This is a genomic window from Colwellia sp. (assembly GCF_013214175.1).
Taxonomy (GTDB): Bacteria; Pseudomonadota; Gammaproteobacteria; order Enterobacterales; family Alteromonadaceae; genus Colwellia.
Map to the genome: position 1 here is coordinate 35,491 of NZ_JABSPA010000002.1, position 12,048 is coordinate 47,538.

Consider the following 12,048-nt stretch of genomic DNA (forward strand, 5'->3'; position numbering starts at 1 on the left):
ATTAAAATGCCGCACACTTATCATATTTAATTTATGCAAGGGAAGTTCCCCTGCCATCACAAAGAAGAGAAGTAAATTTTATGGAATCCCAACGCAGTCTACTTTTTATTGCGCTTATGGTTGTTACCTACTTACTGTTTAGTCAATGGCAGGAACAAAACGCCCCAATAGCTGCACCAACAAGTATTAGCCAAAATCAGTCTGGTCAAAATGCTAACGCAGACTTCGTGCCTGAATCATCAGATGCACAAATAAGTTCTGTAAAATCAGGCGAGACTTCTGCCAAGTTAATCAATGTGACCACAGACACATTCAACTTAAAAATTAATAGTCAAGGTGGTGATATCGTAGAAGTAAAATTACTTAACTACGATACCGAGCAAGGCAATGGTATTCCCTTTACCGTTATGCAGAATGGCAATCAAAAATATATTGCTCAAAGTGGTTTAACCGGTGCTAATGGTATTGACCGTCTTATTAAAGGTCGCCCAATCTATACCACTGCGCAAACCGATTATGAATTAATCAATGATAGCTTAATCATTGATTTAGTTTTTAACGATGTTAGCGGTATGACGGTAACTAAACGTTTTACCTTTAATAAAAATAGCTACAGCGTTAATGTTGAATACATCATCGATAACAACACAGCAAATAGTGTCTCGGTACAAATGTATGGTCAACTTAAACAATCTACCATGGTCGATACAGGTGGTGGCATGTTACCAACCTACCGTGGCGCTGCTTATTCAACCAGTGAAGAGCGTTACGAGAAATATGACTTTGATGATATTCAAGACGCTAACTTAACTAAAGCAACGGTTGGCGGCTGGGTTGCTATGCTTGAACATTACTTCGTTTCTGCTTGGGTACCAAAGGCTGAAGAGAATAACCAAATTTATACCAGTTACAGTAATAACTTTGAGGCGGTAATTGGCTTTAAAGCTCCAGCCGTTATTATTGATGCTGGTCAGCAAGGTTCAACTTCTGCAATATTTTATGTTGGCCCTAAAGATCAAGAAGTCCTAGAGAAAATAGCTGATAACTTAGACTTAACCATAGATTATGGTTTCTTATTTATGATCAGCCAACCATTATTCTGGTTACTACTAACTATCCAAAGCTTTGTTACTAACTGGGGTGTGGCTATTATTATCATCACCTTAATTGTAAAAGGTGGTATGTACCCATTAACTAAAGCGCAATATACCTCAATGGCTAAAATGCGTGATTTAGCACCAAAAATGGCGCAGCTAAAAGAACGTTTTGGCGATGACAGACAAAAGATGTCACAAGCCACCATGGAAATGTATCGTAAAGAGAAAGTGAATCCTGCAGGCGGTTGCTTACCATTATTACTGCAAATGCCAATTTTCTTAGCGCTTTACTGGGTATTCTTAGAAAGTGTTGAACTACGTCATGCGCCGTTCTTCTTCTGGATACAAGATTTATCAGCAATGGACCCTTACTTTGTATTACCAGTGCTAATGGGTGCAAGTATGTATGTTATGCAAAAAATGCAGCCTATGACCATTCAAGACCCAATGCAGCAAAAAATCATGCAATACATGCCGGTAGTATTCTCAATCTTTATGGCTTGGTTCCCATCAGGTTTAGTACTTTATTGGTTAGTCAGTAACTTGATTTCAATTGCGCAAATGAAAATAATATTTGCTGGTATTGCCAAGAAAAAAGCAGAACAAGCTGCTTAACCTAGTATTTAGTTAACAAAATACTAATAAATAAAAAGGCGATTACTGTTTAACAGTAATCGCCTTTTTTATTTTGGAGCATTAAAAACAATTGCCACTCAGCAATAATTTAATGAAATTGGTATTAATTTTGAAATAAAGTAAAATACCAGTATTCAACAGCTCAAATTAATTACCTAGCCATGACATCAATTTCTCACACAACAACAATAGCCGCACAAGCAACCGCACCTGGCCGTGGTGGCGTAGGTATAATTAGAGTATCTGGGCCAGAAGCCAAAAATGTTGCGCAAGCTATTTTAGGTAAAATACCTGAAGTAAGAAAAGCTGAATATCTATCTTTTTCAGATAGCGCATCAACAGATAAAGCACAAATATTAGACCAAGGTATCGCGATCTTTTTCAAAGCACCACATTCATTTACCGGCGAAGATGTTATTGAGTTTCAAGGTCATGGTGGTCCGGTTATATTAGATATGCTACTTAAAGCAATTCTTGCGCTACCGAAGGTCATTATGGCTAAACCTGGAGAGTTCAGCGAACAAGCTTTTTTGAATGACAAACTTGATTTAACCCAAGCAGAAGCCATCGCTGATTTAATTAACTCTAGTTCTGAGCAAGCAGCTCGCTCTGCCCTACACTCTTTACAAGGTGATTTTTCAAAACTAGTGCATGAAATGGTCGAAAATATTATTCACCTACGCATGTATGTAGAAGCCGCCATAGACTTCCCAGAAGAAGAAATTGACTTTCTTGCCGATAAAAAAATAGTCACTGACTTAAAAGCTATTATCAGCAAGGTAGAAGATGTTCGTAAGCAAGCACAACAAGGCAGTATTATTCGTGAGGGTATGCGCGTAGTGATTGCCGGTCGTCCAAATGCCGGTAAATCAAGTTTACTAAATTCCTTAAGTGGTAAACAAACGGCGATAGTTACCGATATTGCCGGTACTACCCGTGATGTATTGGCCGAACAAATTCATATTGATGGCATGCCATTACATATTATTGATACCGCAGGATTACGAGACAGTGATGATGTGGTTGAGAAAATAGGCATTGAACGTGCTTGGCAAGAAATAGAAAAAGCTGATCGCGTGTTATTAATGGTTGATGCTAGTGAAGATCACAGTGTCTTAGAAGATGAACAAGATATAAAAGATTACTATCCTGAGTTTTTTGCCAAACTACCGGAAAACATGGGTCTTACACTGATAAGAAATAAAGCCGACGTGAATAATGCTAAAACAGGTTTTAGCGATTTTACCGATACCGATGGCACGCAGCACGCCATCATTACCTTATCAGCTAAAACTGGTGATGGCGTTAACAGCCTAAAAGAGCACTTAAAAACCATTATGGGTTACCAAGGTAGTACTGAAGGCGGCTTTATGGCAAGAAGACGCCATTTAGTTGCGCTAGAGAATACTCATCAACATTTACTAATAGGACTTGAGCAACTTGAATCTTACGTCGCCGGTGAGATATTGGCTGAAGAGTTACGTATTTGTCAGCAAGAGTTAGATCAAATCACTGGTGAATTCACTAGTGATGATTTGCTAGGTAAAATATTCAGCTCTTTTTGTATTGGTAAATAACGGACTTATTTTTTTAGTAGTAAAGGTATTAATTTACCTCTACTACTGCTCTCTCGACTACTAACGCAACTCAATCCCCCGGTTCTCACTGACTAACTAATTACTGTTAGTTATGGCAAAATATCTATCCGTCCAGCAATAAACCGTCCGTTATTTATACCAATTCCAATAAGTTTCTTCCCATTCAGCGAGCTTTAAAAGGCTTAGAGGCAATGCATTGATTGAAGATAATGATTATTCAGGAGAATAAGCTCAGGATAATATGCTCCTGCATTGTCTATAAGCTACTTCCTGTACCGTCTGCATTCTCTATTAAGCTGCATCCATACAGCGTCCTTATCAAAATCAATAACGCAGTTTGTAAGCCTTTACCTTTTATTAGGTCTTTGTCCTTTGGGAGCTTACCTGCGTCTCGATAACTGCACATAATTTCTTTCATATATAATAATTATATAGTCCGTATTATCGCTATTGAAGCCCTTAATAATAATGATTTATACCGTTATTCACGGCCTTTTTGACAGTCATAACGGGTTATAACAGCCTATAGCACACTAAAAAATGCACAAAATAGCGGTTTAAGTGCCCTATTTCCCCTCCAATTTAAGCTTATCTATACATTGATTATTGTTTATCTGTGCTGAAGTAATACAATAACTGCCTATATATTATCGCTAAAAATAGCCCCGTTTTATTAAAAAGAGACCCCTATGAGCTCAATTCAAATCATTGTTGGCAGTATGCTTGGTGGCACAGAATATGTTGCTGAAGCCTGTGAAGAAACCCTAAATGATCTTGATCATAAGGTTGATATTCACCTTAAACCTGATCTTAAAAGCATCCTCAATAATACTTTCCCGAGCATTAACGAACAAAAAAAACACAGTAATTCCGACAAAAACCCTCTTTGGATCATTTGTACCTCTACACATGGTGCCGGTGACTACCCTGACAACATCATGCAATTTGTCAGTGATCTAAGTAATTGTGAACAAGATCTATCCACGGTTAGTTTTTTAATCATAGGGATCGGAGATTCTAGTTATGATACTTTTTGCAAAGCAGCTAAAGAATTATCAAAACTAATGATTTCAAAGGGTTGTGTTGAGATAGTGCCTATTAAAACCTTTGATATGTCAGAAGACATTGATCCAGAAGATCTAGCACAGCAGTGGATCAGTACAAATATAGATCTACTTTCGATCTAGCACGATCAGTTACCCATAAGTTATTCACAGTTTATGATCTTATTTTTTACCATTGTGGATAAAACAGTGAATAACCGGTTATTTTTCTATTATTATTCAGTGGATTAAATTACATTTAAATATGCCTGTGGATAACTAGCACTTTTGATCAAAGCTTATTTGCTGGTTGATCAAAGCTTGATCACAAGGTTATCATTGGTGTTACTCGTTAATAAATATAAGGAAAAAGTACTTACCCACAGAAAACTATGATCCTAATAAGTAATAATAATAAGATCTTTATAAAGATCTCTTTATATATATTAAAGATCTACCCCGATCTTTTTTACGAATTTGATCGTATCCCTGAAGAGAAAAAAGCGTTAAAATACGTTCCATAATTTTTGAGTGATGCAAATTTTGCTATGCGCTTTTAAATAAAAACTTTAACTAATTTTAACCAAGCAGGATTGTGATTTTATGTGGTATCAAGAGTCTTATGACGTAATCGTTGTTGGTGGTGGACATGCGGGAACCGAAGCCTCACTTGCAGCAGCACGTATGGGCTGCAAAACGTTGCTGTTAACTCATAACATTGACACTCTAGGCCAAATGTCTTGTAATCCAGCCATTGGTGGTATTGGCAAAGGGCATCTTGTTAAAGAAATTGATGCTCTCGGTGGTTTGATGGCAACGGCCATTGATCATAGCGCCATTCAATTTAGAACCTTAAATTCAAGTAAGGGTCCAGCAGTGAGAGCCACTCGTGCTCAAGCGGATCGAGTTTTATATCGATCTTATGTTCGAAACGTGTTGGAAAACCAAGAGAATTTAACTATTTTCCAACAACCTTGCGATGACTTGATCCTTGAAAATGATCGTGTTGTTGGCATATCGACACAAATGGGTCTTAAATTCAAAGCCAAAACAGTGGTACTTACCGTAGGTACTTTCCTTTCAGGACTGATTCATATTGGTTTAAATAATTATCAAGGTGGTCGAGCAGGTGATCCTGCCAGTGTTAATCTCGCAGAAAAAATGCGTGATATGCCGTTTAGAATGGATCGTTTAAAAACCGGGACACCACCAAGGCTTGATGCAAGATCATTAGATTTTTCAGTGATGGAAGAGCAACCTGGTGATACACCGCGTCCAGTTTTTTCTTTTATGGGATCACGCGCAGATCATCCTGAGCAAATATCCTGTTATATAACTCATACCAACGAGAAAACACATCAGATTATTCGAGATGGTCTAGATAGATCGCCTATGTATACTGGCGTAATTGAAGGTGTTGGCCCAAGGTACTGTCCATCAATTGAAGACAAGATCACTCGTTTTGCTGATAAAAACTCACATCAAATATTTGTTGAGCCTGAAGGTTTAACTACCCATGAAGTCTACCCTAATGGTATTTCAACCAGTTTACCTTTTGACGTGCAAATTGATTTAGTGCGTTCAATTAAAGGTTTTGAAAACGCTTTTATTACTCGTCCTGGTTATGCCATTGAATATGATTACTTCGATCCTCGCGACTTAAAACAGAGCTTAGAAAGTAAATTTGTGCAGAACTTATATTTTGCCGGTCAAATTAATGGCACTACCGGTTATGAAGAAGCTGCTGCGCAAGGGCTTATTGCCGCAACCAATGCTGCTAATAGAGTGAAAGAGCGCGATGAATTTATTCTCGGTCGTGACCAAGCCTATGTAGGCGTATTAATTGATGATTTAGCGACCTTAGGTACTAAAGAACCGTATCGCATGTTTACCTCGCGTGCTGAATACCGTTTATTGTTGCGTGAAGACAATGCTGATATTCGCTTAACCGAGTTAGGTCGTAAAGTCGGTTTAGTTGATGATGCTCGTTGGCAACGATTTAATGAAAAAATGGAAAATATTGAACTTGAACGTCAACGTTTACGATCTACCTGGATTCAAAAGGATCATCAGAATATTGATCAGATCAATGCCTTGTTAAAATCGCCGATGAGTAAAGAAGCCAGTTTAGAAGATTTGATCCGTCGCCCAGAAGTAAAATATGACGATCTGATGAAAATTGAAGGTTTAGGTCCGGCAGCAGCTGATAAACAGGCGTCTGAGCAGATTGAGATTCAAACAAAATATGCTGGCTATATTGATCGTCAACTAGACGAAATAGCCAAGAAAAAGCGTAATGAAGATACTTTGATTCCAATAGATTTTGATTATAAGCAAATTTCAGGTCTTTCTAACGAGGTTGTTGCTAAGCTAACTGATGCTCGTCCGGAAACTATTGGTAAAGCTTCGCGAATTTCTGGTATTACTCCGGCGGCAATTTCGTTATTATTAGTTTACTTAAAAAAACACGGTCTTTTACGCAAATTAGGCTAAAAGCAATAGCTAGGGGCGAGCTGACTAACTTTTTAAATTAGTCAGCTGGTCTAAATAAAAATGAATTTAACACAACAATTAACGACACTGATCAGTAAAACGCAGCTTGTCGTCTCTCAACAGCAAATAGATTTACTTATTCAATACGTTGAGCTACTCAACAAATGGAATAAAGCCTACAACCTCACTTCAGTTCGCGATCCTAGTGATATGTTAATCAAACATATTATGGATAGCTTAATGGTAGGTGAAGTACTTATTGGTGAAAACTTTATCGATGTTGGTACTGGTCCTGGTTTACCGGGCATACCACTGGCCATTTTGTATCCAGAAAGAAATTTTGTCTTGTTAGACAGTTTAGGCAAGCGTATTACCTTTCTTAGACAAGCGGTTTTTCAGTTAAAGCTCACTAATGTCACACCAGTGAAGGCAAGAGTTGAAGACTATCAAGGCGAGCAGCCTTTTGATGGTGTCTTGAGTCGCGCCTTTTCTTCTCTTAATGATATGGTAAGCTGGTGTCAGCATTTAATAACCACGGAGCAAGGACGATTTTTTGCACTGAAAGGCCAATATCCTCAGGATGAGATCAGCCAATTACCTGAAAATATTACTTTAGTAGACAGTCATAAAATTATCGTACCTGACTTGGTTGGTGAACGCCATGTACTGGTCTTGAAGAAATTGCACTAGCAACAAAATATAAATAGAGGCGCTTGTGGGAAAAATAATAGCAATTGCAAACCAAAAAGGTGGTGTGGGTAAAACTACAACCGCGGTTAATTTGGCGGCCTCATTGGCGGCGACAAAACGCAAAGTTTTATTAATTGATTTAGATCCGCAAGGCAATGCCACCATGGCCAGTGGTGTTGATAAATACAATGTTCATGCCACTTGTTATGAATTACTGGTTGAAGAGCAGAGCGTTGAACAGGTTGTTATTAAAGAAACTTCAGGTCTTTATCATTTAATTTCAGCCAATGCCGATGTTACTGCAGCAGAAATAAAGTTGATGGGAGTTTTTGCCCGAGAACAGCGATTAAAAAGCGCCTTAGCGCCAGTAAAAGATTTTTATGACTTTATTATTATTGACTGTCCGCCATCACTAAATATGCTGACCGTTAATGCTATGACGGCTGCTGATTCTGTTTTAGTGCCAATGCAATGTGAGTACTATGCGTTAGAAGGCTTAACGGCCCTAATGGATACCATCACTAAGTTAACGTCAGTAGTGAATGACAAATTACATATTGAAGGCATACTTCGCACTATGTACGATCCTCGTAATCGTTTAGCAAATGATGTATCTGAGCAATTAAAACGTCATTTTGGTGATAAAGTTTATCGTAGTGTTATCCCTCGAAATGTTCGTTTAGCTGAAGCACCAAGTTTTGGTACGCCAGCTATGTATTATGATAAATCATCAACCGGCGCTAAAGCCTATTTAGCCCTAGCTGGTGAAGTGTTACGTAAAAATGATGCCGCGAAAAAAGCTCAGAAAGCTACCGCCAGTGTCGCCAATTAGCGCAAAGGAAAATTATGAGTACAGCAAAACGTAAAGGCGTTAGTCGCTTAGGTCGCGGACTTGATGCTTTATTATCAACAGCGATTCCAGCTGCACCAACAGATACAGCGCAAGAAAGTCCAACGGTAATCACCAGCAATAATGAGTTTCAAAAAATTGCCATCACCTCACTTATTCCCGGTAAATATCAACCGCGTCGTGATATGTCGGATACTGCCTTAGAAGAATTATCATTATCGATTCAAGCACAAGGCATTATTCAACCAATTGTTGTGCGTTTAGTTGCAGATGATCAATATGAAATTATTGCTGGTGAACGTCGCTGGCGTGCCGCTAAATTGGCTCAGCTTGATATTGTCCCTTGTTTAATTAAAAACGTACCAGATGAATCAGCCGTAGCGATAGCCTTAATTGAGAATATTCAGCGTGAAGATCTTAATGCCATGGAAGAAGCTATCGCGTTAGAACGCTTATTAACTGAGTTTGATTTAACCCATCAGGAAGTTGCTTTAGCCATTGGTAAATCACGCACTACAGTCAGTAACTTATTGCGTTTAAATAACTTAAACGAAGAAGTAAAAACCTTTTTGGAAAATGGTGATATTGATATGGGCCATGCCCGTGCTTTATTAGCATTGGAAGGTGATGAGCAAACATCAGCAGCACAAATAGTAGCGACTAAAGAGTTAACGGTAAGAGAAACCGAGAGCTTAATTAAGAAGATTCAAAATCCAGTAGCGATAAAAGAAAAAGTTGAAAAAGCCATTGAGACCGTAGAGTTGGAACAAGTCTTAGCAGACAAACTTGGCGCTAAAGTCGCTATTAGTCACAATAAAAAAGGCAAAGGAAAATTAGTTATTTCTTATGCTAATTTAGAAAAACTTGAAGAGATATTAGCTAAAATTAATTAATATTATATCGTTAAATTCCCAATATTAGAAACCAGCCTAGTGCTGGTTTTTTTTGTGTTAAATATATTGTTTAATAAATGTAATACCAATTCAAATATGTTTTTTCCTACTCAGCGATACTTAAAAGGCTTAGAGGTAAGGCATTGGTTGAAGAGAATAGTTATTTTCATGTCAAAATCAATAACGTATAATATATTTTTAAGAAAACTACTCTTAATAAAAAATGCGCCTTGAGTATCAAACTAGAATCTTGAAGTATTATGGGTATAGTAAATACTATTAGGGATTAGTTTATGTTGAAGTTACTTTTATCAGGGCTATTTTCACTGCTTTTATTTTTACCTAGTTATGAATGTGTAGATGATACCGCAGCATGACTGACAAAATGGATTAGCTATTTCGTTCACAAAGCTCTAGCAGGCATTTCGGCTAATACCCTACCCTCAGACTATGTGTAGAATGAAGATGTTATTGTGATGATCGAGTACCACTATAATAGTGCTGGTAGCAACAACGCTGATGATTACCATGAACTTGCCACTCAAGCGCCTTATCAGAAGGCTGGTGTATATCTATATAGTCAGCATTATCTTATCCCTGCGCTAACTTGGTTGGCCTCTCAGCTTATCTCTGTTAGCGCGGATGTACCAAATAATGAATATACTTTTGGCTCTGAGTTTCGTGCTTATCAGCTGAGTGTTTATGCTAGTTTAAGATATTATTTTTAACAGTACTTTAAAATTAAAGTGTATAAAAAGTGACAAATAGCAGATGCCAGCTTTGAATTAACAAATTTTTAACGTAAAGTATCTATTGTTATTACTTTCAAGGATGAAATTATGCAAGAACTACCGCCATTAACTCTCGTTAAAACCTGGCTTGATGTTGTTCAACAACTCGATATCCCTATCACTATTCGCGATAAACGTAGTAAATTACTTAACTATTATTTTGGCTCTATTGCCCAAGCCCAAATATATGTTGAAGAAAATGATGACTATTGCCAAAGAGTATCTTAGTTATTCAGTTTATTTCAACATGATTACGCTAACTCACACCAATTTAATTTTTATAACTTTGACACTCAAGCTATTACTCCAATCTTAAAGTTTCCTATGGGAACAATACAAAGGTTGGCATCAATGACTTATGTACATTATGTAAAAAGAGTATTTACCCAATTTGATTTTTCCAAAATGGATATAAAACGTTTAAATCACACTTTATTGCAATGAATTTAGGGTGATAGGCCTATAATTGGATGGTATTAAGATAATGGATATGTGCTGGGCATTACCAAACTTTTAGTTTTCAGCTCTATGAAGTATTGACTCTTAAAGCAATCAGTAAGGTTTTTACTTTAAATAATTGGTCCACCCGACAGGAGTCGAACCTGTGACCTCGCCCTCCGGAGGGGCGCGCTCTATCCAGCTGAGCTACGGGTGGTTTGTTGAGGAAAATACTAAGATTAATATTGTCTCAAGGAATGCGCGGCAAATACTATAATTTATCAATATACTTGTCTAGTTAAGTTGTCGAAAATATCTCATTAGTCGGTAGCTTTACTTATCGCTAATCCCCTATATTTATAAAACTTATGTACTTTAGTTAAAAAACTGCCTAAAGTTATGAATACCCTATTAAACTTTCGGTTGTATTACCAAAATGAAACCACGTCTTTTCGGGTTACTTTCATCACGAATAGCCCCAATGTTACTGATAAGTTTATTTGTCGTCAGTACGTCATTAATGACGCCCGTTTATGGGCAAGCGATTGAAACTAAAACCCTTAAAGTTGAGCCTATTGTTAAGCATATTAACCGTACCGGTAAGTTAGCCTTTAAGCGAACGTTAAACCTATCTTTTAAAAGCAGTGGTTACTTGGAAGAACTTAACATTGATGAAGGTGAACGTTTTAGTAAAGGTCAATTGCTTGCACAACTTGATACTGCTGAGCTAATAGCGGAAAAAAACTCTAGTTATGCGCGTTTATTACAAGCAAAGCGAGATGTTAAGCGCATAAATACCTTACTGAGTAAAAAATTGAGCTCTCAGCAAGCATTAGATGATGCTAAAACGTTATTGATAACGACACGTGCCAGCCATAAAGTGGCTTTATATAACCTCGCTAAAGCGCAATTGTTAGCTCCTTTTGATGGCGTAGTATTAAACCGATTTACCGAGTTAGGTGAGTTACAAAACCCAAACCAAAGTGCATTACAAATAGCGGCTATAAAAAACAACTTAGTGGTTCGTGTGGCGCTAACCGCAGCAGAAGTTAATTTAGTTAAATTAAAGCAAAATATTAAGGTAAATTTAGCGCAATTCGGTGTCACTTCGGGCACTGTCAGCAAAATTCCAGCTATTGCCGATCAACACAGTCATTTGTTTACTATTGAAGTACTGTTAGAAGATATAACCGCCAATCAAATTATTGTCGGTCAACTAGCCCATGTCAAAACTGATATCACTACCGACATCCTTGCCTATCGTTTACCTATTGAGGCGCTTAATAGTGTTGATAGCCAAGGTCGAGCCTTAATTATGGTGCTAGTTAGTAATTCGACAGAAGCTGAAGGTTATCAACAGCAGGCGTTTGTCATTAAGCAGCTCTCAAATGAATATATCTATTTGTCCGCTAAGCAAAGCTCCCTACCCTTAACTATTGTTACTCGAGGCTGGCAACAGCTGACTTTGGCGAAAGAGCCGTCGGTAGATGAAGCACAATATCAATAAGGGTATTAGCAG

The 12,048-nt window shown here is 37.7% G+C and carries 10 protein-coding genes and 1 tRNA gene; 10 read left to right on the plus strand and 1 reads right to left on the minus strand.

Features of this window, described 5'->3' with window-relative positions; genetic code table 11:
• Window positions 1-80 precede the first annotated feature (80 nt).
• The 9 genes from yidC to HRT55_RS03400 all read left to right on the plus strand — a co-directional run bounded on the left by yidC (window position 81) and on the right by HRT55_RS03400 (window position 10,319).
• On the plus strand, window positions 81-1,712 hold the full coding sequence (gene yidC, locus HRT55_RS03360; protein WP_291618887.1) for a membrane protein insertase YidC: 1,632 nt from the start codon (window positions 81-83) through the stop codon (window positions 1,710-1,712).
• 182 nt (window positions 1,713-1,894) lie between these two features.
• Window positions 1,895-3,310: a tRNA uridine-5-carboxymethylaminomethyl(34) synthesis GTPase MnmE gene (mnmE, locus tag HRT55_RS03365; protein ID WP_291618889.1), complete on the plus strand. Its 1,416-nt coding sequence runs from the start codon at window positions 1,895-1,897 to the stop codon at window positions 3,308-3,310.
• A gap of 710 nt (window positions 3,311-4,020) precedes the next feature.
• Entirely contained in the window at window positions 4,021-4,518 is a 498-nt protein-coding gene (locus tag HRT55_RS03370) for a flavodoxin domain-containing protein (protein WP_291618891.1), read from the plus strand.
• A gap of 459 nt (window positions 4,519-4,977) precedes the next feature.
• Window positions 4,978-6,867 (plus strand): tRNA uridine-5-carboxymethylaminomethyl(34) synthesis enzyme MnmG, encoded by a 1,890-nt coding sequence (mnmG, locus tag HRT55_RS03375; protein ID WP_291618894.1) that lies wholly within the window; start codon window positions 4,978-4,980, stop codon window positions 6,865-6,867.
• Between the two features lie 60 nt (window positions 6,868-6,927).
• Entirely contained in the window at window positions 6,928-7,557 is a 630-nt protein-coding gene (gene rsmG / locus HRT55_RS03380) for a 16S rRNA (guanine(527)-N(7))-methyltransferase RsmG (RefSeq protein WP_291611222.1), read from the plus strand.
• 25 nt (window positions 7,558-7,582) lie between these two features.
• Window positions 7,583-8,389 carry a ParA family protein gene (locus HRT55_RS03385; RefSeq protein ID WP_291618896.1) on the plus strand — a complete coding sequence of 269 codons (807 nt, stop codon included), beginning with the start codon at window positions 7,583-7,585 and terminating at the stop codon, window positions 8,387-8,389.
• A gap of 14 nt (window positions 8,390-8,403) precedes the next feature.
• Window positions 8,404-9,300, plus strand: coding sequence for a ParB/RepB/Spo0J family partition protein (locus HRT55_RS03390; RefSeq protein ID WP_291618898.1), 897 nt, complete (start codon window positions 8,404-8,406; stop codon window positions 9,298-9,300).
• A 473-nt stretch (window positions 9,301-9,773) separates the two neighbouring features.
• Complete coding sequence (locus HRT55_RS03395) at window positions 9,774-10,028, plus strand: hypothetical protein (protein WP_291618900.1); 255 nt, start codon at window positions 9,774-9,776, stop codon at window positions 10,026-10,028.
• Between the two features lie 111 nt (window positions 10,029-10,139).
• Window positions 10,140-10,319, plus strand: coding sequence for a hypothetical protein (locus tag HRT55_RS03400; RefSeq protein WP_291611214.1), 180 nt, complete (start codon window positions 10,140-10,142; stop codon window positions 10,317-10,319).
• A 350-nt stretch (window positions 10,320-10,669) separates the two neighbouring features.
• Here the strand turns inward: HRT55_RS03400 and HRT55_RS03405 are convergent.
• Window positions 10,670-10,746 (minus strand) — tRNA-Arg (locus HRT55_RS03405).
• A 219-nt stretch (window positions 10,747-10,965) separates the two neighbouring features.
• Between HRT55_RS03405 and HRT55_RS03410 the strand changes: the two genes are divergently transcribed.
• Window positions 10,966-12,036 (plus strand): efflux RND transporter periplasmic adaptor subunit, encoded by a 1,071-nt coding sequence (locus HRT55_RS03410; RefSeq protein WP_291618901.1) that lies wholly within the window; start codon window positions 10,966-10,968, stop codon window positions 12,034-12,036.
• Window positions 12,037-12,048: the final 12 nt, after the last annotated feature.

Excerpts from the sequence above, each read along its gene's own strand:
- yidC (WP_291618887.1), top strand. The coding sequence starts at position 81 with ATGGAATCCCAACGCAGTCTACTTTTTATTGCGCTTATGGTTGTTACC.
- mnmE (WP_291618889.1), top strand. The coding sequence starts at position 1,895 with ATGACATCAATTTCTCACACAACAACAATAGCCGCACAAGCAACCGCA.
- HRT55_RS03370 (WP_291618891.1), top strand. The coding sequence starts at position 4,021 with ATGAGCTCAATTCAAATCATTGTTGGCAGTATGCTTGGTGGCACAGAA.
- mnmG (WP_291618894.1), top strand. The coding sequence starts at position 4,978 with ATGTGGTATCAAGAGTCTTATGACGTAATCGTTGTTGGTGGTGGACAT.
- rsmG (WP_291611222.1), top strand. The coding sequence starts at position 6,928 with ATGAATTTAACACAACAATTAACGACACTGATCAGTAAAACGCAGCTT.
- HRT55_RS03390 (WP_291618898.1), top strand. The coding sequence starts at position 8,404 with ATGAGTACAGCAAAACGTAAAGGCGTTAGTCGCTTAGGTCGCGGACTT.
- HRT55_RS03400 (WP_291611214.1), top strand. The coding sequence starts at position 10,140 with ATGCAAGAACTACCGCCATTAACTCTCGTTAAAACCTGGCTTGATGTT.
- HRT55_RS03410 (WP_291618901.1), top strand. The coding sequence starts at position 10,966 with ATGAAACCACGTCTTTTCGGGTTACTTTCATCACGAATAGCCCCAATG.